A 26254-nucleotide genomic window follows, 5' to 3' on the forward strand; every position below is an offset into this window, starting at 1 on the left:
GCTCCGTCGCCGCCAATGAACTGATCCGGCTGCCGCCATAAGGTCGCTTCCAGCGGGGCGCGGTCTCACAGGCTGGTCTCGATGAAAGGATGCAGCCGGTCATAGGACATCGCATCCGAGCGGGCTGCCATGGGCTGGATGCTCTTGCGAACTCCTTGCCCAATCAAACCGGCGATATAAGTTGGGCACATTCGACCCCGCGTCTTGTTGGCCAGGCTCTCCAGATACGGCGCTAGCCACCGCTCATGACCTGCCTACCGGTCGGCCGGCTCGGCGACGGACATGATTTTTCTTGCGCGGCATCCGACGTTGCCGCCCGCCAACATTGGCGCCTAGGCTCGCCCCCCTTTTCCCGAACAGCTATTGTAGAGCAACGCACGCACCACATCAAATGTGATGGGCGGTCAAGATGTGGGGTTCAGTGTGGGGTTATGAGGCAGTCGGAAATTTTACTTTGATAAAACAGGCTGATGTCAAAGCCCGATAATCCCTCCCGCTCCGCCATTCCGCATTTTGTACATACCAGAGACATGGGTGACAGGTTGTACCGGTCACATGGGTAACAACCTCGTGCCGAACGGGTTGTCGATGGTTTGCAGGGTTTTCTGTTCCAAGTCGATGTATCCGAGATCGTAATCGAGGAATGAGACGAGCCATATTCCGTCGTCGACTTCCTTGCTGCCGAGTTTCTGGCCGGCGAGGACGGTCGAGACGTTGATCTTTCTCCGGTACATGCAGATTCGGCCGCAGGCGGTGACGAGCACGTCGCGGTCGTGGAAGGGATACTCGATCTGGGGCAGGCCCTGATAAGGTCTTGTCGCGGGGGTATAGAGTTCGGCGGGACATTTCGTGCCGAGCGCTTCATGCGGGCGCTCGTGGTGGAACTCGGTAACGAAGCTGTCGAACCGGTCCTGCTGCTGGAGGAAGTTCATGCGCGCCGGGCGATTCGCCTCGGCTTTGAGCGTCCGATGCATGCGTTCGTGCCGACCGTTCTGCTGAGGCCGGCCTGGCTTGATCCGTTCGATGGCGATGCCGAGGCGGAGCCACCAGACGGACAGCTTGGACAGATTGTAGAGGCCGTTGGGACTGGCGAAAGGGATGCCATTGTCGGACCGTATCGCGGTCGGGAGACCTCTTTCTCTGAACAGTCTCTCGAAGCTCTCGATGACGGGCATTTCGCGCGTCGATTCCAGCGCCTCACAGGCGAGCAGGAAGCGCGACGCATGGTCGGTCACGGTGAGCGGGTAGCAATATCGACCGCTGCCGAGTTTGAACTCGCCCTTGAAGTCGGTGCACCAGAGCTCGTTCGGGGCCAGGCCGGGCGACAGGGATGTTCCTGACGCCTTGTTTCGCCGCTTTCTGGCGCGGGTAACACGTCCATGGCGATCGAGCACCGCGTGAACGGTGCTGACGGACGGTACGCGATAATCCCCGTCGAGCTTGCGCACCAGCAACTCCTGGATCTTGCGGGCGCCCCATCCCGGCTTGTCCTGCTTGGTCGCGATCAGCAGCTGCACGATCTGGTCGGGCAGCTGATTGGCGTATCGCACCGGACGGCGGGAGCGATCACATAGCGCGACCGGCCCATCCTCGCGGTACCGGCTGACGATCTTGTAGCCGGTCTTGCGAGATATGCCGAACTCCCGACACACATCGGTCATCGGCTCGCCCTCCAAAATGCGGGCCACGAAGCGCAGACGTTCGTCCATCACGGAGACTTCCTTCCACGGCATCGACACATCTCCCCTGCGATCGCAGGGGAGATGTGTCACCCATGTCTCCGGTACAGTCTGTCACCTATCTCTCGGGCCGCTCATTGAGTAATGACCATTATTCAATGCTTTGGGACCTATTTCCGACAAGGCTATCTTAATGACGCTGGCTTGGTCGAGTGTTACACCATCGCAGATTTGCGAGATGGTTCCGGTTAACGGACTATAGGATCTAGAAGGAGCCCACTATTTGCACCGGTAAAGCGGTGATGGAGTTGATAGGCTTCATTCTCGGTCAACGACGACACGCAATCCGCCGCGAGCCGCGCCGGTCTGTCACTACCGAGGTGATCGGCCTCAATGACATAGCGCGTGACCCGGCTACGGCAGCAGGACCGCCTTGATGCAATGGCCGGCGGCCTGTTCGTCGATCGCGCGGTTGATGTCGGCGAGCGGGTAGGTGGAGATCAGCCGGTCGAACGGGAAGCGGCCGGCGCGGTGGAGCGCGACCAGTTCGGGAATGAAGCCGTCGAGATCGCTGTCGCCTTCGATGATGCCTATGATCCGGTGGCCATAGGTGATCAGCGAAGCGAGGTTGACGGACAGGCTGCTCTCCGGGCTCGACGGCACGCCGACCAGCCCCAGCATGCCGCGGCTGGCGAGGCTGGCCAGCGCTGCCTCGACCACCGCCTCGCGCCCGCTCGATTCGAAGGCGAAGTCGACGCCGGCGGGCAGGATCGCGCGGATGGCAGCGGCGATGTCGCCCTGCGTCGGATCGATCACATGACTGGCGCCGAGCTCCTGCGCGATGCGGCGGCGGGCTTCGACAGGTTCGACCAGGATGATCGTGGTGCAGCCCTGGACGACCGCGCCCATCACGGCGGCGAGGCCGACAGGGCCGCCGCCGAAGATCGCGATGCTCGATCCGGCCGGGCAGGCGAGCGACCGCATCACGCCACCGGCTCCGGTCTGAAAGCCGCAGCCGAGCGGGCCGAGCAGTTCGATCGCGAGATCGTCGCCCTCGACCTTCACCACATTGCGCTCGCTGGCGAGCGCATGGCCGGCGAAGGAGGACTGGCCGAAGAAGTTGGACGACAGCGGCGTGCCGTCGAGGCTGAGCCCCGAGCTTCCGTCCGGGCGGCCGCCGGCATAGTTCAGCATCGGAAAGTCGCGGCAATAGGAGGGGTAATGCGCCTCGCATCGTGCACAATGGCCGCAGCTGGCGAAGCTCAGGACGACCCGGTCGCCAGGTGCCACCTTGGTCACGCCCGCGCCGACGGCCTCGACCACGCCCGACCCCTCATGGCCGAGCACGGCGGGGAGCGGGATGGGGATGAACTGGTCGCGCGTGATCAGGTCGGTGTGGCACAGGCCCACGCCAGCGATCCGCACCAGCACCTCGCCGGCGCGCGGCGCCTCGATCTCGATCGGCTCGACCGAGAAAGGGGCATGGGGTTCGCGGGCGATCGCGGCGATGGTCTTCATATATGTCCTCGATGGGCCGGAGAGAGGTTCAGAGGGAGACGATGACGGACTTGGGCTCGAGATAGGCGTCGAGCACCTCGGAGCCATTTTCGCGGCCTATGCCGGACATCTTCATGCCGCCGAAGGGAAAGGCGGGGTCGGCCAGCAGCACGCAGTTGACGAAGACGGTGCCGGCCTGGAGTGCGGCGGCGGTGCGGTGCGCGGTCGACAGGTCGCGGGTGAAGACATGGGCGGCCAGACCATAGTCGCTGTCATTCGCCAGCGCGACCGCCTCCTCGACATCCTCGAAGGGCGCGGTGACGAGGACGGGTCCGAACACTTCCTGGCGCGCAATCTCGGCATCGACGGGCACGTTCCGCAGCACGGTCGGCGGAAAGTAGAAGCCCGAAGAGGGTATCGCGACATCGGCTGCCAGCGCCTCGATGCCGGCCCCGCGCGCGCGGTCGACGAAGCCTGAGACGCGCTGGTGCTGACGCGCGCTGATCAGCGGGCCCATGGTGCTCGACCGGTCGGCACTGGGGCCGAGCCGCTGAGCGGCGCCGAAGGCGAGGATTCCATCGATCACCCGATCCTCGATCGACCGATGCACATAGAGGCGCGTGCCCGCATAGCAGACCTGCCCACTGTTGAAGAAACAGCCCATCGCCAGTTGCGGGATGGCCTGATCGAGATCGGCGTCGGCGCAGAGGATCGAGGGTGACTTGCCGCCGAGCTCGAGGGTGACGCGCTTGAGCGAGGGTACCGAGGCGGCCAGGATCGACTGGCCGGTCGCGGTCGAGCCGGTGAAGGCGACCTTGGCGATCGACGGGTGATCGACGAGGGCTGCGCCCGTCGCGGGATCGCCGGTGACGACCGACAGCACGCCATCGGGCAGGCCGGCCTGGCGCGCCAGTTCGACCAGCCGCAGCGCGGTCAGCGGGCTTTCGAGCGCGGGCTTCAGCACCACGGTGCAGCCGGCGGCCAGCGCCGGCGCGATCTTCCACATCGCCAGCACGATCGGGAAATTCCACGGCGTGATCGCCGCGACGACGCCGACCGGCTCGCGCCGCGAATAGACGTGAAAGTCGCCCGGTGTGGTCGACAGGGTTCCGGCACGCCCGGCCAGCTTGGTCGGCCAGCCCGCATAGACCCGCAGCCAGTTGATCGCGACGGGAATGTCGAGCGTCTCGGTGACCGAGATCGGCTTGCCCGTGTCGAGCGATTCCAGGGCGGCGAGGCGCGGCAGATCGGCCTCGATCGCATCGGCGAAGCGGTGCAGCAGCCGCTCGCGCGCCAGCGGCGACAGGTCTTTCCAGCCGGGCGCATGCAGCGCGCGTTCGGCGGCGCGGACGATCTGGTCTACCTGATCCGCGTCGGCGCAGGCGATTTCGGCGAAGGCCTCGCCCGCGCAGGGGTCGATGTCCGGCACGGCGCTGGTCGTCGCCAGCCGATCGCCACCGGCGAACAGGTCCAGCGTGGGCAGGACCAGATCTTCGAAACCCCTTGTGGCACCCACTGTGAATTCTCCTATCGGCGCCTGCGGAAATCGCTGGGCGTCTCGCCCGCAAATTGTCGGAAGGCGCGGGTGAAATGGCTCTGACTGGTGAAGCCCAGCCCCTCGGCGATCGTCGCGAGCGGCGTGTCCGACTGCTCGAGCATCTGGCGGGCCCGGTCGAGCCGAGCACGCATGACATATTGGTGCGGGCTGACGCCGGTCGCCTTCTTGAAGATCCGGCAGAAATGGGTCGGCGTAACGCCCGCCTGCGCGGCCATCGCTTCCAGGCTGTGATCGGCTTCGGGCCGCTCCAGGATCGCGTTCATGATGTGGTGGATGCGGTAGGAGGAGAAGGCGGCGGTCGGGATCTCGGTCTTGCCGGAAGCGACGGGCCCGCGCAGCATATGCGCCTTCAGCGCATCGACCAGCGCGCTGACATAGACGTCGCGCTCGGCCGTATGCGGTGCATAGAGTTCACCCAACACCTGGCGGGTCAGAGCGACGCCAAGCGGGTCCGAAAAGGCGAAGCGCATGCGCTTGAACTGGTCGAGGGCGGGCGCCCGCTGGAGGTCGTTGGACGCGACGCTCAGGGTCACGACATCGAGCTCACCATCGACCAGCCAGCCGGTCGGCTGGCCCGAGGGGACGATGGTGGCGCAACCCGGCAGCGACGCGGTTTCGCTCCAGCCGTCGCGTTCCCAGGTCCTTACATTGGGCTTGCCCGCTATGTGCACGACGAACATCGGATCGGGCAAGGCGGGCAGGGTGTAGCTGCCGACGAACTGCCGCCAGCGACACAGGCGCCAGCGGCCATGCTCATTGCCCAGCTCCATATCGGGTGCGCGGCCCAGGGCATCCGCAATGATGTCTTCGTCGTGCCAGCTCTGGCTCGTCATCGTGACCTCTCCCCTCCTCAGGCGGGCGTCAGCCTCACGTCGAGATTTTTCAGGCCGTTGATGAAGTTGGACCGGAAACGACGTGGCGGCTGCACCACCTCGAAGGATCTAACATGCGAGGCGAGGAGGCCAAAGGCCACGCGCAGCTGCATCTCGGCGAGACGCGAGCCGACGCAGACATGCTGTCCGCTGCCGAAACCGAGATGCTGGATATTGCCCCGCGCGACGTCGAAGCGGTGCGGATCGGCGAAGACGCTCTCGTCGCGATTGGCCGCGATGTACCACATCACCACTTTGTCGCCCTGGCGCACCCGCTGCCCGCCGATCTCGGTATCGGCGGTCGCGGTGCGGCGCATGTGCATGACAGGGCTGGCGTGGCGCACCATCTCGCGCACGCCGGTCTTGAGCAGGTCGGGATCCTGCCGGATCGCCTCCCACTGCTCGGGGCTGTCGGAGAAGGCCGCGATGCTGTGGCTGATCGAATTGCGCGTCGTCTCGTTCGCGCCCACCAGCGCGAGAATGAGATTGCCCAGGAACTCGCGGAAGGACACGGGCGCACCGTCGACTTCCATCGTCGCCAGCAGCGTGGCGAGGTCCTGTCCCGGCGTTGCGCGCCGCTCCTCGAACAGGCGCTCCGCGAAGGCAAGGAACTCGCCCATGATCTTCGCCATCGCCTCGGGCGACTGGCGGAAGTCGGGATCGTCTTCGCCGACGAAGGCGTTGGTCCAGTGGTAGAGATCGACCCACATGTCGGACGGCAGGTCGAACAGCTCGCACAGGGTGAGCAGCGGCAGTGGCGCCGAGAGCAGGGGGACGATATCGACGGTCTCGCCGAGCGGAATGCGGGCGATCAGCGCTTCGCAGCGTTCACGCACACGCTGCTCGATGCCGGCGAGCCGCCCCGGCGCGACCGCCGGCATGATGAACTTGCGATATTGGGTATGGAGGGGCGGATCGACCGAGATGAAGGGGATGCCGATGGCGGACTCGCCGGCACCGGTCAGCCCCACTTCATTCTCGTTGAAGATCCGGTGGCCGCCATTTTTGTAGGCCGACGAGAAGAGCCGGGGATTCTTCGATACTTCGACGATGTCGGCATAGCGGGTAAGCGCCCAGAAACCGGGACCATCGCTCTCGGGGTTCCAATGGACCGGGCTCTCCCGCCGGAGGCGATCGAACAGGTCGTGCGGTACCCGGTCGAGATAGAGGTCCGGATCCTTGAGATCCGCAGGGGCGATGGTCGTGGCCACGGGGGCGCTCACCGGCCGGTCAGAAGCTGTAGCGGGCGCTGACGCCGAAGGTGCGCGGCGTGCCCGGGATCAGGAAGTTGTAGGGGAAGCCGGCACCGCGCAGGTCGAGACCATAGGTATAGATCTTGCGATTGAACGCGTTGTTGATCCAGCCGCGCAGCTGCACCGGCCCGTGGGTCCATGCGATCGAGGCGTTGACCTTCGCATAGGCGCCCTGCTGCAGTTCCGAATTGACCTGCCCGGTTCCGGTGGCGTTGGTCGCGTTGAACGGCGAGAAATACTGCCGGCTGAAATAGTTCATCACCGGCGAGAAGGTCACGCTGTCGGTGCCATTGTCGAAGAATGTCCAGTCGGCACCGAGCGTCGCGGTCCAGCGCGGCGCGAAGGGCAGCGAATTGCCCGAGAGGTCGGTGTTCTGCAGCGTCAGCGTCTTGTATTTCGCGCTGAGATAGCCGGCCGAGGCATTGATCGTGAAGCCGCGCACCACGCGATAGGTGGCTTCGACCTCGCCGCCATAGACTTCCGACTTGGGCGCATTGACCAGGAAAGAGACCGGGCCTGGGCGGGTGTCCTGCACCTGCTGGTTGCTATAGTCATAGTAGAAGCCTGCCGCCGACAGCGTCAGCGCATTGTCGAGGAAGCGGCCCTTGATGCCCGCCTCATAGGCGTTGACCCGTTCCGGATCGATATAGGTGATGCCCACCGACGAGGTGTAGCCGCCGCCGTTGAAGGCGCCGGAGCGATAGCCGCGGCTGTAGCTGGCATAGAGCAGCGTGCCGCTGTCGAGCGTGTAGCTCAGCGCGACGCGACCGGTGAGCGCGTTGTTCCGGCCGGAGATCGCGTAGCGGGCGGCGGGATTATAGGCGCAGGTGCCGGCTACGCCGGCACAGGGTACGGTCGAGGCGAGCGGGGTTTCCGCGCCGCCGATATTGCCGGCGAAGAGATAGGCGAAACCGTCGCTATAGCGGGAGCGGTCCCAAGTGTAGCGCGCGCCGAGAGTCAGCACCAGCTTGTCGGTCAGATCATAGTCGCCCTGGAGGAAGGCGGCATAGGATTTGCGGGTCTGGCGATAATGCTGGAAGAAGCCGCCGTTCACGCCCGGCCCGAGCGCGCTGGCGATGTTGAAGAGATTGTCGGTAACCGTGCGGTCCCAGCCATAGAAAGCGCCGCCGACGAGCTTGAGCTTCTCGCCCTCATAGTTGATCCGGGCTTCTTCGCTGAACTGACGGAAGTTTGACCGCCAGTTGATGTCGAGGACGTCGAGCGGGGAGCCGTCGGCTGCCTGCTGGAGATTCTGCTTGCCGCCATCATAGGAGGTGATCGAGGTCAGCGTCATCTCCGGGGTCAGTTCCAGCGCGACGTTCGCCGCGACACCCCAGGCATCGGTGCGGTTGTCGCCGATCCGGTTCTCGTTGACCTTGAAGAAACCCTGGCCCGGCGTGGCGGGGCCGGTCAGGCCGTGTACGCCCGCCTGCGTTCCGCGATCGCGACCGGCATAGGCGCGGATCTTGATGTCCAGCCCGCCATTGCCGGGCTTGGCGCGCAGGTAGAAACGGCCCTGGAGCGTGTCGACGCTGTTGGCGTCGCGGCCACCCGCGGCGACATTGCGGATCTGGCCGTCGCCCTTTTCGTAATTGCCCGCGACGCGAACGCCGACCTGGTCCTCGACGATGGTCGTCTCGACCGCGCCCTGCGCACGGAAGGTGTCGAAATTGCCGTAGCCGGCCTCGAAATAGCCGTTGCTGCCTTCGAGCTTCGGCGCGCGGGTCACGAAATTGATCGCACCGCCGGTGGTGTTGCGGCCGAACAAGGTGCCCTGCGGCCCGCGCAGCACCTCGACCCGGTCGAGGTCGAACAGGCCCATGCCGTGGCTGGTGCGCGCGGCGATGTACACGTCGTCGATATAGACGCCGACCGGCGACGCCTGGTTGCTGTTATATTCGTTCGCGACAGAAATGCCGCGCAGCGAGAAATTCGGCTGGGTGCTGCCATAGGGGCTGCTCACCTGCAGGTTGGGAACCGCCGTCGCCAGATTCGCCGAATTGGTGATGCCCTTGTTCTGCAGCGTGTCGCCGTTCAGCGCGGAGATGGCGAGCGGCACGGTCAGCAGCGACTGCGAGCGGCGCTGCGCGGTCACGACGATGTCGGCGATATCTTCGGTTACCGAAGCATCCGCCGCCTGAGGTGCAGAGGTCTGGGCCTGGGCGACCGTAGCGAGAGAAATGCCGGCGGCCAGAAAGGCGGGCAGGGACAATGTCCGGAAAGCAGTGCGCATAGACCTCTCCTCCATGTTGATTCGGCCTGTTCCGGCCGTTGGTCCTGACGCCGATGTAGGGGAAGACGTCCGCGCTGGCTTTACATGGCAATGACGCGACTTTTGACATTTCTTGCGCGTCATCTTGCCTCACGGGGACCGGGTGATGCTTTTGCGAGCGCGATAAGCGCGCGTGCTTCCGGACGCCGCACACCCTTTGGAGAGGCGTCCCATGCATCCTTCCCACTTCGCCGCGAGCAAGCCTGCTTCGCCTGCGATCATCATGGCCGAGAGCGGCGAGACGATCAGCTATGCCGCGCTCGACGCCGCCGCCAATCGCGGCGCGCATCTGCTGCGCCGGCTTGGCCTGCGGCGTGGAGACGTGATCGCGGTGATGGCGGACAATGACGCGAGCCTGTTCGACATCGGCTGGGCAGCGCAGCGGACCGGCCTCTATCTCACCAGCATATCGACGCGGCTGAGCCTGGCGGATTTCGGTTATATCCTGCGCGATTCCGGCGCGCGGCTGCTGATCGCCTCGGATCGTCTCGCGCCGGTGGTCGCGGAGCTGCGCGACGAGATGGTCGATCTGCAGCCTTTCCTGTTCGACCAGCCGGCTTTGGGGATCGCGTCCTGGCGCGAGGCCTGCGCCGGTCTGCCGTCGACCCCGGTCGCTGACGAGAGTGCCGGCACCGACATGCTCTATTCGTCGGGCACCACCGGTCGGCCCAAGGGGGTCAAGCCGGAGCTGCCCGAGGGAGCGATCGACGCCCCGACGCCGCTGATGGGGATGGGCACCACGCTTTATGGCATGGACGAGGCGTGCGTCTATCTCTCGACCTCGCCGCTCTATCATGCGGCACCGCTGCGCTGGGCGATGACGATCCATCGGCTGGGGGGCTGCGTGGTCGTCATGGAGAAGTTCGATTCGGAGGCGGCGCTTCGGCTGATCGAACGCTACCGGGTGACGCATGCGACCTGGGTCCCGACGCATTTCGTCCGGCTGCTGCGGCTACCCGATGTGGTGCGGAACGGCCATGACCTGTCGTCGCTGCGCGCGGTGGTCCATGCGGCTGCGCCCTGTCCCGCGCCGGTCAAGCAGGCGATGATCGATTGGTGGGGCCCTATCGTCCACGAATATTATTCGGGTACCGAATGCTGCGGCATCACGGCGCTGTCGGCGGAGGAGTGGCTGGCGAAGCCCGGCTCGGTCGGCCGCGCGGTGCTCGGCACAATCCACATCCTCGATGAGGACGGGACCGAACTGCCGGTCGGCGCGACGGGCGGGGTCTATTTCTCCGACGGCCCCGCTTTCTCCTACCACAAGGACCCGGCCAAGACCGCGCAGGCGCATAGCCCGCAGGGTTGGGCGACGCTCGGCGACATCGGCCATGTCGATGAGGACGGCTATCTCTACCTGACCGACCGCAAGAGCTTCATGATCATTTCGGGCGGGGTGAACATCTATCCGCAGGAGATCGAGAACCGCCTGGCGACCCATCCGGCGGTCGCCGACGTGGCGGTGATCGGCCTGCCCGACGAGGAAATGGGCGAACGGGTCGTCGCCGTCGTCCAGCCGACCGATGCAGCGGCCGATCATGCGGAGCTGGCGGCCGAGCTGACCCGCTTCGCGCGAGAGGAGCTGGGCGGGGTGAAGACCCCGCGCCAGTTCCTGTTCCGCGCCGAACTGCCGCGCGAGGCGACCGGCAAGATGATGAAGCGGCGGCTGATCGACGAGCTCAGGGACGCGAACGCCGCCTGAGCCTCGTCGCCGGGGCTGCGCTCAGCGACCCTGCCAGTGCGGCGCGCGCTTCTCGGCGAAGGCGCGCGGGCCCTCGACGAAATCCTCGGATCCGAGCATGGCCGTCATCGCCGGCCATTGCCATTGTTCGCGGATCGCCTCGGCAGTGCCCAGGGTGGCGCTTCGCCGCACCGACTCCTTGGTCGCGCGGATCGACATCGGGCTGCAGGCGAGGATCTGTTCGGCCCAGCCTCGTGCAGCGGCAAGGACGTCGCCGTCGGTGACCTCGTTGACTATGCCGATCTTGAGTGCTTCCGTGGCGGGCACTCGGCGTCCGGTCAGCAATATGCCCATCGCGCGCGTGCGCCCGACGATCTGCGGCAGGCGCTGGATGCCGCCCGCAAGTGCGGCGAGACCGACGCGGGGCTCCGGCAGGGCGAAGAAGGCGGTCGAGGCCGCGACGACGATGTCTGCCGCCAGCACGATTTCGAATCCGCCGCCAAAGGCCGGTCCGTTCACCGCGGCGATGACCGGCTTGGTCAGGCCCTCGCGCATCGTCAGGCCGCCGAAACCGGACTCGGGCGTGAACATGTCGCCGCTCGCCGCCTGCTGCTTCAGGTCGTGCCCCGCGCAAAAGGCCTTGTCTCCGGCGCCGGTCACGATCGCGACCCATTGCTCGTCATCGGCCTCGAACGCGTCGAACGCCGCCGCCATGGCGCGCTGGGCGGTCGCGTCGAGCGCATTGCGCGCGGCGGGCCGGTTGATGGTGATGATGGTCAGGCGACCTGCGCGCTCGACCAGGACGGGCGGTTCGCTCATGCTGCGAGCATCCCGGCGAGCCGTCCGGTGATGATGGCCTCGGCGTCCCGAACCATGCGCGCGATGAGCTCCCGGCAGGTGGGGATGTCGTGAATCAGGCCCTGGATCTGGCCCGCCCAGACGAGCCCGGCGTCAAGGTCCCCGGTTTCGAGCGCGACGCGGCCGAGCGCACCCGACACGAGCGGCCGGATGTCCTCGAAGGTCGCTTCCGGCCGGCTGCTGATCTCGACCACGCGATCGGACACGCTGTTCTTCGCGACCCGGCCTGTGTTGTGGAAGCGGCGGAAGATCAGGTTGGTCGAGCGCTCGTCATTGTCGAGCAGGAACTGCTTGATCCGGTCGTGGATCGGCGCTTCGACCGTCGCGCAGAAGCGGGTGCCCATGTTCACGCCGTCGGCGCCGAGCGCGAGCGCAGCGGCGAGCCCCCGTCCGTCGCCGAAACCACCGCTGGCGATCATCGGGATGGTGATCCGGTCGGCGGCTGCGGGGATCAGCACCAGCCCCGGCACATCATCCTCACCGGGATGGCCGGCGCATTCGAAACCGTCGATCGAGATCGCGTCTGCCCCCATGCGCTCGGCGGAAGCGGCGTGGCGGACTGCCGTGCATTTGTGGATCACCTTGATGCCGTGCGCCTTCAGGTCGTCGATATGCTCCTGCGGCTTGTGGCCGGCGGTCTCGACGATCCGCACGCCCTCCTCGATGATCGCGCGGCGATAGTCGGCATAGGGCGGCGGGGTGACCGACGGCAGGATGGTGAGGTTCACGCCAAAGGGCTTGTCCGTCATGTTGCGGCAGCGCTCGATCTCGCGCCGCAGCTCGTCCGGTGTCGGCTGGGTCAGCGCGGTCAGCATGCCCAGGCCGCCGGCATTGGACACGGCCGCTGCCAGTTCGGCGCGACCGACCCACATCATGCCACCCTGGACGATCGGATGCTCTATGCCGAAGGCTTCGGTGAAGCGGGTGCGGATCGCCATTACAGCGCCTCCACGATCGTAACATTGGCGATGCCGCCGCCTTCGCACATCGTCTGCAGGCCATAGCGCAGGCCGCGTGTGCGCAGCGCATGGACGAGGGTCGCGAGCAGCTTGGTCCCGCTGGCGCCGAGCGGGTGGCCGAGCGCGATCGCCCCGCCGTTGACGTTGAGCCTGGCGGGATCCGCGCCGAGGGCCTTGAGCCAGGCGAGCGGTACCGGGGCGAAGGCCTCGTTCACCTCATAGAGGTCGATCTGGTCGATCGAGAGGCCGGCGCGGTCGAGCGCCTTGCGCGTCGCGGGGATCGGCTCTTCCAGCATGATCACCGGATCGCCGGCCGAGACCGTCATGGTGACCAGCCGTGCGATCGGCGTCAGCCCATAGGCCTTGAGCGCGCGTTCCGACACGATCAGCGCGGCGGAGGCGCCGTCGCAGATCTGGCTGGCATTGGCGGCCGAGATGACCCCGCCCTCGCGCAACAGCTTGACCGAGGCGATGCCTTCGAGCGTGGCGCCCGCGCGGATGCCTTCGTCGACCAGATGCGGAACACCATCGACGTCGAGTGGTACGATCTCGTCACGGAAGGCACCCGCCCCGGTTGCGGCGGCGGCGCGCAGATGGCTTTGCAGGGCGAAGCGGTCGAGCGTCTCGCGGTCGAAGCCATATTTGGCGGCGAGCATCTCCGCGCCGTCGAACTGGCTGAAAGTGTCGACGCAATAACGCTGCCTTATGCGGGGGCTGATCGGGCCGGTGCCGATGCCCTCCTTCTCATGCAAGGAGACGTTCGAAAACATCGGCACGCGGCTCATGCTTTCCGCTCCCGCCGCGATGACCACGTCCTGCATGCCCGACATCACCGCCTGCGCCGCGAACTGCACGGCCTGCTGCGACGAGCCGCACTGGCGGTCGATCGTCACGGCGGGCACGCTTTGCGGGAGACCGGACGCGAGGACGGCGTTGCGGGCGAAGGCAAAGGCCTGCTCGCCCGCCTGGGTGACGCAGCCCAGGATCACATCCTCGATCGCGGCGGGGTCGACCCCCGTGCGGGCGACGAGCGCATCGAGCACGGCGCCCGCCATGTCGGCGGGATGCCAGCCTGCCAGTTTTCCATTGCGACGCCCGCCAGCGGTTCGAATGACGTCGACGATATAGGCCTCGGCCATGGTCATGCTCCTTTGAAGTCTGGGGTGCGTTTGGCGATGTAGGCGGCAAGCCCCTCGCGACATTCAGCCGAGCCGCCGGCCTGGGCGATCGTGCGCGCCTCGCTGGCCAGCTGGGATTTCAGGTCGGTCTGGAAGCTGTCGCGCAGCAGGGCGCGGGCGGCGCCGAGAGCGGCGCGGGGGCCGTCTGTCAGCGCCCTTGCCATCGCAAGACCTTCCTCACCGAGCCGTTCGTCGTCGACCATCCGGGTGACGAGGCCGATGCGCTCGGCCTCGTCTGCGCCCACTCGCCTGTTGGTCAGGATGATCTCTTGCGCCTTGCGGAGGCCGACGAGGCGGGGGAGCATCCAGCTCATCCCGCCATCTGGCGTCAGTCCGAGCGCGCCGTAAGCGGCGGTGAAATGCGCTGATCGCGCGCACAGCACCACATCGCCAGCAATGGCGAGGCTCAGCCCCGCACCGGCCGCCGGGCCGTTGACGAGGACGAGCAGCGGCTTTGCCATGCGGGCGAAGCGTTCGATCGCGGCGTGAAGCGTGGTCGCGAGCTCCTCGAGAAACGCGTCCACCTTGTCGCCGGCCGCGCGAAAGGCGCTGAGATCCCCGCCCGCGCAGAACAGTCGGCCTTCGCCGGACAGCAACACGCATCTTATCGGGTCGTCCTGCTCGCACCGGATCGCCACGTCGAGCAGGGCCTGGGCCATGTCCATGTCGACCGCATTGCCGGCTTCGGGCCGGTTCAGCGTGACCCGCGCGATGCCGTCGGCGATCGACAGACGGACGGAGCCACCTTCGCTCATCGCGGGGCCATCCGGATCGCGCCATCGAGGCGGATCGTCTCGCCGTTGAGCATGGGGTTCTGGACGATGCTTTCGACCAGCTGCGCGAACTCGGCCGGCTGGCCGAGGCGGCTGGGGAAGGGCACCTGCCGGCCGAGCGAATCCTGTGCCTCCTGCGGCAGAGTCGCGAGGAGCGGGGTCCAGAAGATACCCGGCGCGACCGTCATCACGCGGATGCCATAGCGGGCGAACTCGCGCGCGATCGGCAGGGTCATGCCGACGATGCCGCCTTTCGATGCGGCATAGGCGGCCTGGCCGATCTGTCCGTCATAGGCCGCGACCGAGGCGGTGTTGACGATCACGCCGCGCTCGCCATCCGGGCCGATCGGATCGGCGTCGTGGATGCGGGCCGCGAACTTCGACAGGGTGTTGAAGCTGCCGATCAGGTTGACCGTGACGATCTTCGCGAAGTCGGGCAACGGCAGCGCCGACCCGTCGCGGCCGATCACCTTCGCGGGCGGCCCGATGCCGGCGCAGTTGACCAGGATTCGCGCCTTGCCATGCAGGCCTTCGGCCTCGGCGATCGCATCCTCGACGGCCTTTTCGTCGGTGATGTCGATTGCGGCGAAGTGGCCGCCGATGGCGGCCGCACGGCTGCGGGCCAGATCATGATTGAGGTCGAAGATGGTGACCTTGGCGCCTGCAGCGGCAAGCCGTTCGGCGGTCGCTCCGCCGAGCCCGGAGGCGCCCCCGGTCACGATTGTGGCGATACCCCGAACGTCCATGCCCAGCTCCCGATAAAACTCATGAGATTAATATGCACTCGTGAGTGTATTGCGCATCTTCGGGTTTGGTGTCAATCAGCCCCCGCATGGAAGACGTGACCCCTTTTCGTTCGGCAGAGCAGAGGCTGGCCGACCGCGCGGCGAAGCGCTCCGCGGTCCTCAGGGCCGCAGTGCGGATGTTCAACGAGAAGGGATTCTTCGCGACCTCGCTCGACGATGTCGCGGCGAGCCTGGGCGTGTCCAAGCGCACCATCTATCATTATCTGTCGAGCAAGGATCAGGTGCTGCTGGAGTGCCTGACGATCGGGCTCGAACAATTGCTTGAGGCTGCGGCACAGGCCCGCGCGGAACCGGGGACGGGGCGCGACCGCCTCGCAAAATTCCTGCGACGCTATTCCGAGATCAACATGAACGACTTCGGCCGCTGCGTGATCCGGACCGGCGAGGAGGCGCTGTCGGCAGAAAGCCTGCCCCGCTATCGCGCGATGAAGCGCGACATCGACCGCGAATTGCGCGGCCTGATCGCGCAGGCGGTCGAGGACGGATCGATCGCGCCCGTCGACGTCAAGATCGCCGCCTTCACGGTGGCCGGCGCGATCAACTGGCCCGCGCGCTGGTACAAGCCGGACGGGACCGAGAGCCCCGAAAGGCTCGCGGCGGAGATCGTCGAGCTTCTGTTGAAGGGGCTGGATTTGCGAGGGCCGTTTCCAGGCCCGGATGCCGCAGCTTGAAGATTCCAGTGACCATGTCCTAAGAACATGTCGCGCGCATCTGGACAGAAGACCCAGACCGATTCAAGCTTGCCCGTACCTCCAACACCTCGGGAAGAAACACCTGGATCGGTGCTCAGCCTGGCAGGACTGACAGGATAATGCCTTGTGGGAGCGCCCGTCAGCGAAAGTCGACGTTAGCCAACCATGGAAGAGCCGATTGTGGTGCTCGCCCGGGTCACCGATCACTGAACCTTCGGTCGAGGGCGTGGGGAGCTGTTGGAACTGGTCGGTCGTCGCATGCTCGTTGATGCGGTTACGCCGGCTTGACGCGATGCTCGGGGCGACTGGCATGGCGCTGAATAGCCTTGCGAGTCGGTTGGGAAGGTCGAACGAATTTGGAATCCCTGGCCTGCTTCAGTATCAGACCTCTCCTCCCCGATTTGAGTACGGTCTTACTGAGGCATGCCCCGCGCTGCATCCGCTCGTCTCCATCTGACGATCTGACTTGTCAATGGCATGATTTCCGGGGAGCAGGTCATGTGTTACAAAGCAGCCAAGGTTACTCTCTAACAGGCCCCAGGAATATGGAACAATTTGAGCGATTCCATCAATCTACTCCATGTAGTTAGAAGTAAGGCTTCAATTGTTCATCTTGGTACGATCAGCGCCCTTTAGACCGAGCCTCGCGCGCGCTTCTTCTGGCGTTGCAGGCTCAAGCCCCATCTCCTTGATGATCCGAACGATCTTGGTCACTTGCTCTGCATTGCTCGAGGCAAGCTTGCCTCGCTCGAGAAAGAGGCTGTCTTCGAGTCCGACACGCACGTTGCCGCCCAGCATCGCAGCCTGCGTGCAAACTGGCATCTGATAACGTCCTGCACCGAGGACGGACCACACATAGTCGTCACCGAACAGCCGATCAGCCGTCCGTTTCATGAAGATGACGTTATCGAGATCGCCGCCGATGCCGCCCAGAATGCCGAAGATCGACTGAATGAAGAATGGTGGCTTGGCGATGCCCTTGTCGACGAAATAGGCGAGGTTGTAGAGGTGTCCGATATCATAGCATTCATGCTCGAACCGAGTACCGTGCTCGGAGAGCAGATTGTAGTTCTTGGCGATGTCGGCAAATGTGTTTCGAAATATGAAACTCTCACTGTTTGCAATATATTCTTTTTCCCAACCGAATTTCCATTCGGTGATCTTCTTTCCCATGTCGTGAAAAGAGAAGTTCATGCTGCCCATATTGAGAGAGCACATCTCTGGCGAAAAAGTCAGGGCTGCTGCCAGTCGATCTTCCGGCGACATGTCGGGACTACCGCCAGTGGTCAAGTTGATAACAGCATCTGTGCCCTGGTGGATTATGGGCAAGAACTGGCGGTAAACATCAGGATTGCCGGTAGGTGCGCCTGTCTCAGAATCCCTCGCGTGGAGATGAAGGATGGCAGCGCCCGCATTGGCTGCAGCAATGGCCTGAGTTGCGATGTCCGATGGCGTATAAGGAAGGCCATCCGACAAGGACGGAGTGTGGATTCCCCCTGTGATCGCACATGTAATAATGACTTTATTTTTCATAGTTCGTGTTCCACTGGGCTAGAGCGTGTTCACGATGGGCGAATAGGCTCTTGTCTTTTGATGCCGCATTTTCCGAGCCGTTGACCGAATCCGGTCAACTTGAAAATGCTCTAGCAGGACAATTTGTGGCTTCTTGTCCCCTGGACTGGAGCGCGCCCGCACCGTCCCCGCGCAATTCACGGCGTTAAGATTGCCGGGAGGTTATGTAGCGGTATCGAGCATTCAGGCCTTTGCCATCGACGCTCAGGTCGGTGAACGGGTTGCGACGGGTGTCCGTTACGACGCGGTACAGGCGGTAGATGTCGGGCAGGAAGTGAACCCAATTACCGATCTCGGTCGCAGCATGAGCCGCCCAGACCTTTCCCTGTTCATGATTTTCGGGTTTCCGCGCGCCGATTCCGGTCGAATGCCCAATCACGCCTCCGTCGGACTTCTGCCACTGATGAACGCGATAACCCATCGGGTCGGTGGATTGAATTGACGCTTCATCGAATCCAAGCCCTGCGACGACAATCACATGCTCGAGGTGGATCACCTCGCGGACGGCGTCAGGCAAGTCCTCGAACCGCTCGAAGCGAATGTACAGGTCCTGACGTCGGCCATCGTCCCAGGTCTGCGGCGCGTTGTGAACCGCGCCCAAAAGGTTTCCGTGAATCGGAGGAATTGGCCAGCTCATCGCCTCATGTTGCTCGGGATGCCAAAGTATGAAGCCCTTTTCCATGTTGCTCCAGAACCAGTCGATCATTGTGGCGGTTACGCCTTCGAGCACCCAGTGAATGTGGGTGCCGAGATCGTCCTGAACGACTTCGTATTTCATACCCAAGAGCCCTTTAGTTGGTCTGAGATTGCGTTACTTCACGATGTGTTTTCATGAGGCCGCCGATGATCATGATTCCCAAGCCCGCCCCTACGGCCAGATAGAGCGGCGCTGAAAGACCACTAGAATCAGCGAGCGCGCCACCCAAAAGAGGAGCAAGGGTTGCGCCGAACACTTCCGCGCCCATCACCGCAAAGCCAATTGCTGTCGCAGACAATCTACGAGGCACTGCTTCCGAGGGCAGAAGAATCATAACTAGCGCTGCAATCGCAGGGCCCGTAGCTGTAATTAGTAGCAACGTAGCGGTTACCCAGCTTCCACCCAGCATCGATCCCCATATCGCCACAAGCGGTTGCATCGCCGCCAGACCGCCCAGTATGAGCAGCACCTTCTTGCGGCCCAGGCGATCCGACACCGTCGGCCAGAAAATGCTGGAAAGGAAACCTCCCAGTCCAGTTGCCGCCATCAAAAAGCCAGCGGTGGTACCGGATAGTCCTTGTACCCTTGTGAGGTACAGTGGTGCGAAAACAGTAATCGAGAAGATCCACGAGCCTAGCAGGAAGGCACCCAAAAAACAGGCCCAAAGCTGCGGATAACGCATGACCTCGAAAAGAGACGCCATCTTGCTGTATGATTGATCGCTTTGGTCGTTCGCGCGCTCGGGCTCCGGGACAAACTTCCAGACGAGGAATGCCAATATGAATCCAGGTATCGCAGCAAGAAAGAATGCCTCGCGCCATCCAAATGCCGCCGCGATCTGGGTTGCGAAGACAGGCGCAATTGCTGCACCAACTAGTGGTCCCATAGAGTTGGTTGCGCCTATATTTCGGCCGCGCGTGTCCACCGAGGAGGAATCTTTGACGAGTGCCATGATGACGGAGAAGCATGGTCCCTCGGCAAGCCCCAGCAATACTCGGCAGATCAGAAGTTCTTCGAACGTGGGGGCCAAACCCGAAAAGCAAGACAATATCGAAAAGATAACCATGGCAGGCACCAGCACCCGCTTTCGGCCAATCTGATCGGAGACCATGCCGAACAGAAAACTTGAAACGCCCCATGACACGGACATAGCCGCTGCAAGTAACCCGATTTGCTGCCCGGTCAGGTTGAATGCCGTGACTAGCTCGGGTCCCAAGAAGAGTTGCACCATCCGATCAAGCATCACGACCCCGAATGCGAGCGCGAGGATGGCGACTGTTCGCCGCTCGATAGAGGCACCCTTCGGCAGGTTAACTTCTATCGTCATCTTTTCGCCCTTCGTTCGCGGCAACCAGGTGCGCAACCAACCTATTTTTTAGGGCGATCTGATCTGCGTCAGACCACTTCTGAAATCCCGCGCCGGACTTGAATCCCAGACGTCCTTCTCCGACGAGCACATCAAGTATCTTGTTTGGCTCTGCGTCGCGGTTCAGTTCTGGAGTTATGATACGATGGATGTCGCGGGTTAGATCCAGACCGACAAGATCTGCATTTTCCAGCGGGCCAAGAACAGCAAGCCTCAGCCCGAAGCTGTTCTTCACGCAATCATCGACTGTCCTAGCGTCACATATCCCATCTGCGACCATCGATATCGCTTCGCGCCACAAGGCATGCTGAAGACGGTTGGCGACGAACCCGGCGACATCCTTCTTCACATGGGCGGGCCTCTTCCCGACGCTGGACAGTAGCTTCATGGTCGTATTGACGGTCGCTTCCGAGGTCTTGGGCCCTTGGATCACTTCGACCAGCGGGATCAGAACGGCCGGGTTCCACCAGTGCGTGCCTACAATCCGGTCTGCCGTAGGTAGATTCCAGGCAATGCTGCCAATCGGCATGACCGAGGTATTGCTCGCAAGGATTGCGTCGCCCGGAGCGTGTTCGATCAGCTGAGCGAAGATGGAACGCTTGAGCTCAAGCTTTTCGGGAGCCGCCTCAGTGACAAAGCCAGCTTCGCGCACAGATTCGGCCAAATCGTCAGTGACGCTAACATTGGCAGCGAACTCCGGGTCGTCACCGACTTGAGCCAAGCCTGCTCGAATTCGATCGGTGATCGTTTCACGGACGGAGTTGACTGGCTCGTTCACCACCACACGGTGGCCAGCCGCGGCAAACACCTGAGCAATGCCAGTCCCCATCAGACCGCCACCGATCACAGTGATATTCAATTTGTTCATCGATCAGCCCGCCGTGTAACCGCCATCGGCGTAGATGATATGGCCGGTGTGGAAATCCGAAGCGGAAGAACACAGGAAAAGTAGCGGACCGGCCAAGTCTTCGGGTTCGCCAAGGCGCCCAATTGGCACACGTGCAAGGAACCCGTTGCGCACATTGATGGCATTTTCATTATCTTCAAACATCCAGGCGGTCAGCGGCGACCGAAAGACGGTTGGCGCGATCGCATTCACGGTTATGCCGTATTTGCCCCACTCGCAGCCCAGAGATTTTGTAAGACCATCGACGGCGGCTTTGGACGCACAATAGGCCGAATAGCCTGCCGGATGGCCAAGCTTGCCCCGCGCAGATGACGTGAGGACAACCTTGCCGCCGCGGCCTTGCGCGATCAATTGTGCGCCGACCGCGCGTGCGATCAACCAGGCCCCCTCGACATTTGCGAGCATGACCTTCTGGAAGCGCTCCAGCGAAAGATCGCCTATCAAACCGACTTCATTGACTCCCGAGGCGATAACGAGAATGTCAACAGCGCCGTAGGCTGCCACTGCAGCCGTAACGATTGCCTCGCAATCAGCTTCAGTTGTCGGGCGCCGGTTGACCGAGGTCGCATCGATGCCCGCCGCTTCCAACTCAGCCTGCAATTCAGCGAGATCGGACGCATTGCCTGCCGTAATTGTGAGCTTCGCGCCTGCATTGCCGAGCGTTGCACACACTACTTTTCCGAATGAGCCCGTCGCCCCGACGACAATGGCAGATTTGCCAGCGACATCGAACAGCCTGCTGGTATCGATTTGCGGAAGGCTCATGCCGATTTCTCCAGATAGGGCATGACGACAATCATCGTTGCGATGGCCTGGCCATCATTGCGCACCGCCCGCGCTTCGCCGGCTGGAATGAAGCAGCTATCGAGTTTGCCGAGGATTTGCGTCACGCCCGACCCGAGCTCGATTGTGATCTCGCCATCGATGACTATGTAAATTTTGCCGAGCGGTCCTGCGTCCATTTCGGCACCACCGCCCGGCAGAAAATAGGACAGTCCGGCCCAGGCGAAGTCGGCACTGCTCGCCTCGCAACCTTGCAGGCGCAATGAACGCATGTCGTAGTGCAAGGGAGCTATATATGCCTTGGCGTCTGCCAAGCGTACGATTTCCATCTTCGATCCTCTCGCGCATGCTCCCGGCATTCATCCGGTTCACAAATCGGGGCGGGCCTAAGCCCGCCCCACTCGCTGTTCAGTCGTTGTTCTTGCCGGTCTCAATGCGGAAGTTGCCGGTCGGATCGACGATCGCGACCAAGCGGACGATGCAGCCGTCGCCCTTCTTCCACCGCCACGGGAAGGCGGCGAAAGTCACACGCTTGCCAGTAACCTTGTCGATGTCGCCGCCGACATTCTCGAACCCGCAGATTCCCGCTGACAGGATAGCGTTATGACAGGGCTCCCAATAAGGAAAATCCTCAATGACTTTGCGCCCGGTTTCCCGGAAATATTCATCATTGACCTGAGGAATCAAGCCGTTGGGTGCGCCAGTACCGTGCGGGCCGATCGCCGTTCCAAGCGGGTGATCAAGCGCCTGCGTGTCCGAACCGCACATCTTGACCTTTTTGTTGACGAACCATTCTCCGGCTTCTTTGTAGAAACCCGGCGAATAGGCGTAATAATGGCGGTTATCGCCATAATATTTGTGCCATCCGGTGTTGACGATGACAATGTCGCCCTCGCGGATTTGGGGGCGGGCATTTTTCAGATCCTCAGCAGTGATCACTTCCCACTTCTTCTTGGGTATCGAGACCACGACGCCGGTTCCGAAGAAATATGGCAGCGGCACTTCGTCCATGAACGGGGTGCCCGGGACCACGTGTGCGGGGGCGTCGATGTGCGTGCCTGAATGCATGACCGTGGTGATCTTCTGCGTCAGCACGCCGGAGCGCGACATGCCGTGCAGCCGCTCGATCTTCACATCCTCGAAATAGGGCCAGCACGGCTGTCCTAGCCCCCACGGATGCGACAAATCGTAGAATTCGAGCCCCATGCTGTTGAGCAGGTTCGATTCCTTGAACTGGCACAAACTCTCATCGCGCCAATCGCCTTCTTCCCAACCCGGCATACCATCTCCATACCATATCGTAGTTCATATGTACCGTATTACGGTATGTAAGTCACCGTGGTTCGTCAAGCAGTTTGCACACTCATGGTGGCAACCCAGACGGAGAGTTGGCATCCTTCAATCAAAGGTTGATTCAGGGAATTGCGGTGCAATCGACCCGCAAAATGGGAATGGTTCAGGATTGCCAGACAAAGGTCCACTGCGTACGCCGATCCACATAAGCAAGGCCTTGATCTGCCCCTCTGCATGATTCACGGCCCAAATTTTGGCGTTAGGATGTTTGAATGACCGATAAGACAGGCCGGCAGAGTGAGCTGGCAAAATCAGCACAAAGCGACCGTAATGGCATTCAAGTCATTGCCCGCGCAGCTGCAGTCATGCGTGCATTGGAAGACCAATCCGAGGGGCTAAGTCTCGCGGAGATTTCCTCGCTGGTGGGATTGGCCCGTTCGACGGTCCAGAGAATTGTCGGAGCGTTGGCGGATGAACATTTTCTCATTGCCGCAAGTCCGAAGGGCAGGGTCAAGATTGGACCAGCCATAATCCGGCTTGCCTCTACTGCGAGCATGGACCTGGAGCGAATGGTCAGGCCGATCATGCTTGAGCTCTCGCGCAAGCTCGGAGAGACTGTGGACCTGTCCGTCCTGAAAGGCGATGAGGCGGTGTTCGTTGAGCAAATTCCAGGATCACATCGACTTGTCGCAGTTTCGAGCGTTGGCGAAACATTTCCGCTGCATTGCACAGCAAATGGCAAAGCACTTCTGGCGCAACTTCCACCCGCTCGAATTGCCAAGTATTTTGCCAAGCCGCTCGAAGCGCATACTTCTAACACGGTAACGGATTCTAAGGTCCTCAAGCAGATTTTGCTCGCCGTCCAGAAAGATGGTTTTGCATGGGATAATGAGGAACATACCGAAGGAATTAGTGCCGTCGGAACGTGGATAGAGGATCCCTTAGGCCGCCTTTTTGCTCTGTCAGTTCCCGTGCCAACCAAGCGCTTTGAAGCGAAGAAAGACAAGATATTGCAATCCATGCTCGCGGCAAAGGATCGGATCATCGATCTGGTTGGTGGTTGATAAATAGCAAGGAGCGCCGACCGTTCGGACGGTCGACGCTCCCATTCCGCACCGTTATCAGTTAGAATTTCATAGACGCAGTTACGCCATATGTCTGAGGCGCTGCCGGTATTAAGAAGTCGCCTTGTGTATCTACGTACTGGCCTATGTTGTAGAGCGTATCGGTAATGTTCTTACCCCAGAAGCTCAGCCCCCAGCGTTCGTCGGTCGATGTCCAGCCAATCCTCGCATTCAAGACGCCATATGGCTCTTGGACGACGCGACCCGCGAAATAAAGGTTGAATGCGCTGCTGTGGCGATAGTTTGCGTTCAGGTTAAATTCGCCAATACTCGTCGGAATCCGATAGTCCGCGCCCAAGGTGAACACAAACTTCGGCGAGTTCTCGGTGCGCATACCGGACAGATCAACGGTCGTCGTACCGCTGTTCCCGCCGGCAGCCAGCGGAAGCTGAGGACGCGCGCCGGGATAGGACACATATTTCGATGTCGGCATCCAGGTGAACCCACCCGTCAAAGTTAAGTTGTCGACCGGTATCGCAGTGATGTCGCCTTCAACCCCGATAAAGCGGGCCTTTGCGACGTTAACCAATTGCGGAGTTGGACTGCCCCCGAAAATCGCGCTTTCCTGCTTGTTGTTGTAGTCTGTGTGGAACGCGTTCAGGTTGAATCGCAGATGCCTGTCGAGCAAGTCGGATTTGAAACCGATCTCGAAGGAATCGACGGTTTCAGGCTCGACTGGATTGGCAGTCGGCGACAGCAAGTCGAATCTACCGTTGCGATAACCGCGGTTGTAGCTCGCGAACAACAGCAGATCATCGTTTGCTTGATAGTCGATGGCCAAGCGCCAAGTGGGTTGAGACCAGCTCTTGTTCTTGACAGTGAACGGGAAGTTAAGTGCAGCAACCGCTGAATCACGCGAGGCTTCGAGCCTTTGCTTATCCCAGCTATACCGGACACCACCGGTAAGATTGAGCTCGTCGGCAATCGGTACGGTAGCTTGGGCGTAAAGCGCAACCGAGGTTGTGAAAGCCTCGAACTGCCCGGTAAAAAGCGGCGTTCCGGCAGCTATACCAGCGTTTGAACCAACGATAATCGGTTTCGGGCCGCCACCGCCATCCTGCAAAAATCCGCCAACCACCCAAGTGAAGCTGCTCCCCTGGGCTGATGCAAGCTGAATTTCCTGAGTGAACGAGTTGGTCCGCGAGTTGATACGCGGGCTCCCCACACCGTCAATTGCAAGCATGTCGGTGTCAACAGTGAAGTACGAGTGCTGCTTCCCATACCGGGTCAGGCTGGTTAAGTTCGCCCACCCCATTTCATGCTCCACCTTCATCCCAAGTCCCCAACTGCGGGAATAGTGGACTGCAGCCGAAAGATTGCGGCGCGTGTCATAAGGAGATGCCGTGGGCAGCGAGCCGTTCGCGGTAACTGTTCCGGCGCGCTGGTAGGACGAAGCCCCGATGTCGCTATTCTGGTAGGAATAGTCACCAGCGATCGTTACGCGCAACGTGTCGGTCTCAAACAGCCATTTGCTGCGCGCTGCAATCGAGTCCCGGAAATGTGCCTGTTCGCCAGTGGTCAGGTTCCTCCCCCAGCCATCATGCTTTTCGTAGTAGACCGAAACGTCACCGGCCAATTGCTCCGATACGCCCACCGAACCATACAAGCTCGCGGTTTTCGCATCGTAGTTGCCGTATCCCAACTGGATGTTGAGCATCGGATCATGACTGGGGTCGCGCGTAATGACCTGCATGAGACCTGCAGTCACATTGCGACCAAACAGCGTTCCCTGCGGCCCTCGCAAAATTTCGATCCGCTCAATGTTTGAAAAATTGAACAAGCCGGATTCGAAGGAGGGATAATAGAACCCGTCAACGTATAGCGCCACCAGAGGCTCGCTGGTGGGTTGCGTGTTCTTCGTTCCAATCCCCCGCATGAAGGGGGAAGCGCCGTTATAGGCGTTGCTGAAGACCAAGCTCGGCGAAACCATGCCAAGGTCTTCAGAGTTCCGGATGCCAGCCTTCGCGAGGGAGTCGTCCGAAAACGCCGCAATAGCGATTGGCACATCCTGCTGCGACTCGCCGCGTCGCTGGGCGGTCACAATGATTTCGGCGATGCCGCCGTCATTCGCATCAGCAGCTTCAGACTGCGCTGCAGTGTCCTGCGCAAACACCGGGGCACTGGCAAGGACGGCCACTATGCCCGCCGATGCCATCAGAATTTCTCGTGTCTTGAGCATTGTTTCCTCCCTGATCCGCTCGGTTTTACCCTTCATGCCGCCAAGGCGAACGAAGGCATGCAAACGCGCTTCTGATGCAGCGAGCAATGAACCGTGGATAAGGGACTTCAGCCAACTTCTAGCGATGCAGCAACAGCACCGGCTCTGCCCCCTCGGCAATCCTCTCTGTACCATTATGCGGTTTGTCTGTATCGTGTAGCAGTTGCAATGATGGTGTCAACCATTGTCGGAAAGACACCCCTCGCACCGGCTTTT

At 62.2% G+C, this 26254-nt stretch carries 22 protein-coding genes and 1 pseudogene; 3 read left to right on the plus strand and 20 right to left on the minus strand.

All coding sequences use genetic code 11. The annotated features are described in order from the left end of the window. The 7 genes and pseudogenes from ACNI3R_RS18110 to ACNI3R_RS18140 all read right to left on the minus strand — a co-directional run. Nucleotides 1-224 (minus strand): annotated as a pseudogene (locus ACNI3R_RS18110) (transposase); the annotation flags it as partial. 327 nt (nucleotides 225-551) lie between these two features. After that, complete coding sequence (locus tag ACNI3R_RS18115) at nucleotides 552-1709, minus strand: integrase core domain-containing protein (RefSeq protein ID WP_426185932.1); 1158 nt, start codon at nucleotides 1707-1709, stop codon at nucleotides 552-554. A 384-nt stretch (nucleotides 1710-2093) separates the two neighbouring features. Next, nucleotides 2094-3197: an NAD(P)-dependent alcohol dehydrogenase gene (locus ACNI3R_RS18120; RefSeq protein ID WP_426185933.1), complete on the minus strand. Its 1104-nt coding sequence runs from the start codon at nucleotides 3195-3197 to the stop codon at nucleotides 2094-2096. Between the two features lie 28 nt (nucleotides 3198-3225). Continuing rightward, on the minus strand, nucleotides 3226-4692 hold the full coding sequence (locus tag ACNI3R_RS18125; RefSeq protein ID WP_426185934.1) for an aldehyde dehydrogenase family protein: 1467 nt from the start codon (nucleotides 4690-4692) through the stop codon (nucleotides 3226-3228). Between the two features lie 11 nt (nucleotides 4693-4703). Next, nucleotides 4704-5567, minus strand: coding sequence for a helix-turn-helix domain-containing protein (locus tag ACNI3R_RS18130; RefSeq protein ID WP_426185936.1), 864 nt, complete (start codon nucleotides 5565-5567; stop codon nucleotides 4704-4706). A gap of 17 nt (nucleotides 5568-5584) precedes the next feature. Beyond that, nucleotides 5585-6817 carry a cytochrome P450 gene (locus ACNI3R_RS18135; protein ID WP_426185939.1) on the minus strand — a complete coding sequence of 411 codons (1233 nt, stop codon included), beginning with the start codon at nucleotides 6815-6817 and terminating at the stop codon, nucleotides 5585-5587. A gap of 19 nt (nucleotides 6818-6836) precedes the next feature. Continuing rightward, entirely contained in the window at nucleotides 6837-9092 is a 2256-nt protein-coding gene (locus tag ACNI3R_RS18140; protein ID WP_426185941.1) for a TonB-dependent receptor, read from the minus strand. Nucleotides 9093-9303: 211 nt separating this feature from the next. Here ACNI3R_RS18140 and ACNI3R_RS18145 point away from each other — a divergent pair, with 211 nt between their 5' ends. Next, entirely contained in the window at nucleotides 9304-10833 is a 1530-nt protein-coding gene (locus ACNI3R_RS18145; RefSeq protein WP_426185943.1) for an acyl-CoA synthetase, read from the plus strand. 21 nt (nucleotides 10834-10854) lie between these two features. On the opposite strand, the gene ACNI3R_RS18150 is transcribed toward ACNI3R_RS18145, so the two are convergent. Genes ACNI3R_RS18150 through ACNI3R_RS18170 form a run of 5 tightly spaced genes read right to left on the minus strand, consistent with a single transcriptional unit; the run spans nucleotide 10855 to nucleotide 15326 of the window. Continuing rightward, nucleotides 10855-11631, minus strand: coding sequence for an enoyl-CoA hydratase-related protein (locus ACNI3R_RS18150; RefSeq protein WP_426185944.1), 777 nt, complete (start codon nucleotides 11629-11631; stop codon nucleotides 10855-10857). Then, nucleotides 11628-12608: an NAD(P)H-dependent flavin oxidoreductase gene (locus ACNI3R_RS18155; RefSeq protein ID WP_426185946.1), complete on the minus strand. Its 981-nt coding sequence runs from the start codon at nucleotides 12606-12608 to the stop codon at nucleotides 11628-11630. Before ACNI3R_RS18155 ends, ACNI3R_RS18150 begins: the two co-directional genes overlap by 4 nt. Continuing rightward, entirely contained in the window at nucleotides 12608-13768 is a 1161-nt protein-coding gene (locus ACNI3R_RS18160) for an acetyl-CoA C-acetyltransferase (protein WP_426185948.1), read from the minus strand. The genes ACNI3R_RS18155 and ACNI3R_RS18160 overlap by 1 nt, the downstream gene beginning before the upstream one ends. Nucleotides 13769-13770: 2 nt before the next feature. Next, nucleotides 13771-14562, minus strand: a complete 792-nt coding sequence (locus ACNI3R_RS18165; RefSeq protein ID WP_426185950.1) for an enoyl-CoA hydratase/isomerase family protein — start codon at nucleotides 14560-14562, stop codon at nucleotides 13771-13773. After that, nucleotides 14559-15326, minus strand: a complete 768-nt coding sequence (locus ACNI3R_RS18170; protein WP_426185952.1) for an SDR family NAD(P)-dependent oxidoreductase — start codon at nucleotides 15324-15326, stop codon at nucleotides 14559-14561. The genes ACNI3R_RS18165 and ACNI3R_RS18170 overlap by 4 nt, the downstream gene beginning before the upstream one ends. A gap of 86 nt (nucleotides 15327-15412) precedes the next feature. Between ACNI3R_RS18170 and ACNI3R_RS18175 the strand changes: the two genes are divergently transcribed. Further along, on the plus strand, nucleotides 15413-16057 hold the full coding sequence (locus tag ACNI3R_RS18175; protein WP_426185954.1) for a TetR/AcrR family transcriptional regulator: 645 nt from the start codon (nucleotides 15413-15415) through the stop codon (nucleotides 16055-16057). A gap of 621 nt (nucleotides 16058-16678) precedes the next feature. Here the strand turns inward: ACNI3R_RS18175 and ACNI3R_RS18180 are convergent. From ACNI3R_RS18180 to ACNI3R_RS18210, 7 genes are all read right to left on the minus strand, one after another. After that, nucleotides 16679-17611: a beta-keto acid cleavage family enzyme gene (locus ACNI3R_RS18180; protein WP_426185955.1), complete on the minus strand. Its 933-nt coding sequence runs from the start codon at nucleotides 17609-17611 to the stop codon at nucleotides 16679-16681. Nucleotides 17612-17795: 184 nt separating this feature from the next. Next, entirely contained in the window at nucleotides 17796-18428 is a 633-nt protein-coding gene (locus tag ACNI3R_RS18185; RefSeq protein ID WP_426185959.1) for a hypothetical protein, read from the minus strand. Between the two features lie 13 nt (nucleotides 18429-18441). Next, on the minus strand, nucleotides 18442-19674 hold the full coding sequence (locus ACNI3R_RS18190) for an MFS transporter (protein ID WP_426185960.1): 1233 nt from the start codon (nucleotides 19672-19674) through the stop codon (nucleotides 18442-18444). Then, nucleotides 19658-20581 (minus strand): 3-hydroxyacyl-CoA dehydrogenase family protein, encoded by a 924-nt coding sequence (locus ACNI3R_RS18195; RefSeq protein ID WP_426185961.1) that lies wholly within the window; start codon nucleotides 20579-20581, stop codon nucleotides 19658-19660. The genes ACNI3R_RS18190 and ACNI3R_RS18195 overlap by 17 nt, the downstream gene beginning before the upstream one ends. Before the next feature lie 3 nt (nucleotides 20582-20584). Further along, complete coding sequence (locus tag ACNI3R_RS18200; protein WP_426185962.1) at nucleotides 20585-21385, minus strand: SDR family NAD(P)-dependent oxidoreductase; 801 nt, start codon at nucleotides 21383-21385, stop codon at nucleotides 20585-20587. Further along, nucleotides 21382-21732, minus strand: a complete 351-nt coding sequence (locus ACNI3R_RS18205; RefSeq protein ID WP_426185964.1) for a cupin domain-containing protein — start codon at nucleotides 21730-21732, stop codon at nucleotides 21382-21384. The genes ACNI3R_RS18200 and ACNI3R_RS18205 overlap by 4 nt, the downstream gene beginning before the upstream one ends. Nucleotides 21733-21811: 79 nt before the next feature. After that, nucleotides 21812-22684 (minus strand): cyclase family protein, encoded by an 873-nt coding sequence (locus ACNI3R_RS18210; RefSeq protein ID WP_426185966.1) that lies wholly within the window; start codon nucleotides 22682-22684, stop codon nucleotides 21812-21814. 284 nt (nucleotides 22685-22968) lie between these two features. Here ACNI3R_RS18210 and ACNI3R_RS18215 point away from each other — a divergent pair, with 284 nt between their 5' ends. Beyond that, a complete protein-coding gene (locus ACNI3R_RS18215) occupies nucleotides 22969-23760 on the plus strand; it encodes an IclR family transcriptional regulator (RefSeq protein ID WP_426185968.1) in 792 nt (263 codons plus the stop codon). Between the two features lie 61 nt (nucleotides 23761-23821). Here ACNI3R_RS18215 and ACNI3R_RS18220 read toward each other — a convergent pair whose 3' ends face one another. After that, a complete protein-coding gene (locus ACNI3R_RS18220) occupies nucleotides 23822-26035 on the minus strand; it encodes a TonB-dependent receptor (protein WP_426185970.1) in 2214 nt (737 codons plus the stop codon). Between the last annotated feature and the right edge of the window lie 219 nt (nucleotides 26036-26254).

It is taken from the genome of Rhizorhabdus antheiae (assembly GCF_049889055.1).
In the GTDB taxonomy this organism is placed as follows: Bacteria; Pseudomonadota; Alphaproteobacteria; order Sphingomonadales; family Sphingomonadaceae; genus Rhizorhabdus.

What these genes read in the sequence shown, in the direction of transcription:
- ACNI3R_RS18190 (WP_426185960.1), bottom strand. Translation starts at nt 19,674, where the DNA reads ATGACGATAGAAGTTAACCTGCCGAAGGGTGCCTCTATCGAGCGGCGA.
- ACNI3R_RS18180 (WP_426185955.1), bottom strand. Translation starts at nt 17,611, where the DNA reads ATGAAAAATAAAGTCATTATTACATGTGCGATCACAGGGGGAATCCAC.
- ACNI3R_RS18150 (WP_426185944.1), bottom strand. Translation starts at nt 11,631, where the DNA reads ATGAGCGAACCGCCCGTCCTGGTCGAGCGCGCAGGTCGCCTGACCATC.
- ACNI3R_RS18115 (WP_426185932.1), bottom strand. Translation starts at nt 1,709, where the DNA reads ATGGACGAACGTCTGCGCTTCGTGGCCCGCATTTTGGAGGGCGAGCCG.
- ACNI3R_RS18170 (WP_426185952.1), bottom strand. Translation starts at nt 15,326, where the DNA reads ATGGACGTTCGGGGTATCGCCACAATCGTGACCGGGGGCGCCTCCGGG.
- ACNI3R_RS18140 (WP_426185941.1), bottom strand. Translation starts at nt 9,092, where the DNA reads ATGCGCACTGCTTTCCGGACATTGTCCCTGCCCGCCTTTCTGGCCGCC.
- ACNI3R_RS18130 (WP_426185936.1), bottom strand. Translation starts at nt 5,567, where the DNA reads ATGACGAGCCAGAGCTGGCACGACGAAGACATCATTGCGGATGCCCTG.
- ACNI3R_RS18220 (WP_426185970.1), bottom strand. Translation starts at nt 26,035, where the DNA reads ATGAAGGGTAAAACCGAGCGGATCAGGGAGGAAACAATGCTCAAGACA.
- ACNI3R_RS18160 (WP_426185948.1), bottom strand. Translation starts at nt 13,768, where the DNA reads ATGGCCGAGGCCTATATCGTCGACGTCATTCGAACCGCTGGCGGGCGT.
- ACNI3R_RS18215 (WP_426185968.1), top strand. Translation starts at nt 22,969, where the DNA reads ATGACCGATAAGACAGGCCGGCAGAGTGAGCTGGCAAAATCAGCACAA.
- ACNI3R_RS18205 (WP_426185964.1), bottom strand. Translation starts at nt 21,732, where the DNA reads ATGGAAATCGTACGCTTGGCAGACGCCAAGGCATATATAGCTCCCTTG.
- ACNI3R_RS18145 (WP_426185943.1), top strand. Translation starts at nt 9,304, where the DNA reads ATGCATCCTTCCCACTTCGCCGCGAGCAAGCCTGCTTCGCCTGCGATC.
- ACNI3R_RS18200 (WP_426185962.1), bottom strand. Translation starts at nt 21,385, where the DNA reads ATGAGCCTTCCGCAAATCGATACCAGCAGGCTGTTCGATGTCGCTGGC.
- ACNI3R_RS18195 (WP_426185961.1), bottom strand. Translation starts at nt 20,581, where the DNA reads ATGAACAAATTGAATATCACTGTGATCGGTGGCGGTCTGATGGGGACT.
- ACNI3R_RS18155 (WP_426185946.1), bottom strand. Translation starts at nt 12,608, where the DNA reads ATGGCGATCCGCACCCGCTTCACCGAAGCCTTCGGCATAGAGCATCCG.
- ACNI3R_RS18120 (WP_426185933.1), bottom strand. Translation starts at nt 3,197, where the DNA reads ATGAAGACCATCGCCGCGATCGCCCGCGAACCCCATGCCCCTTTCTCG.
- ACNI3R_RS18185 (WP_426185959.1), bottom strand. Translation starts at nt 18,428, where the DNA reads ATGAAATACGAAGTCGTTCAGGACGATCTCGGCACCCACATTCACTGG.
- ACNI3R_RS18175 (WP_426185954.1), top strand. Translation starts at nt 15,413, where the DNA reads ATGGAAGACGTGACCCCTTTTCGTTCGGCAGAGCAGAGGCTGGCCGAC.
- ACNI3R_RS18165 (WP_426185950.1), bottom strand. Translation starts at nt 14,562, where the DNA reads ATGAGCGAAGGTGGCTCCGTCCGTCTGTCGATCGCCGACGGCATCGCG.
- ACNI3R_RS18210 (WP_426185966.1), bottom strand. Translation starts at nt 22,684, where the DNA reads ATGCCGGGTTGGGAAGAAGGCGATTGGCGCGATGAGAGTTTGTGCCAG.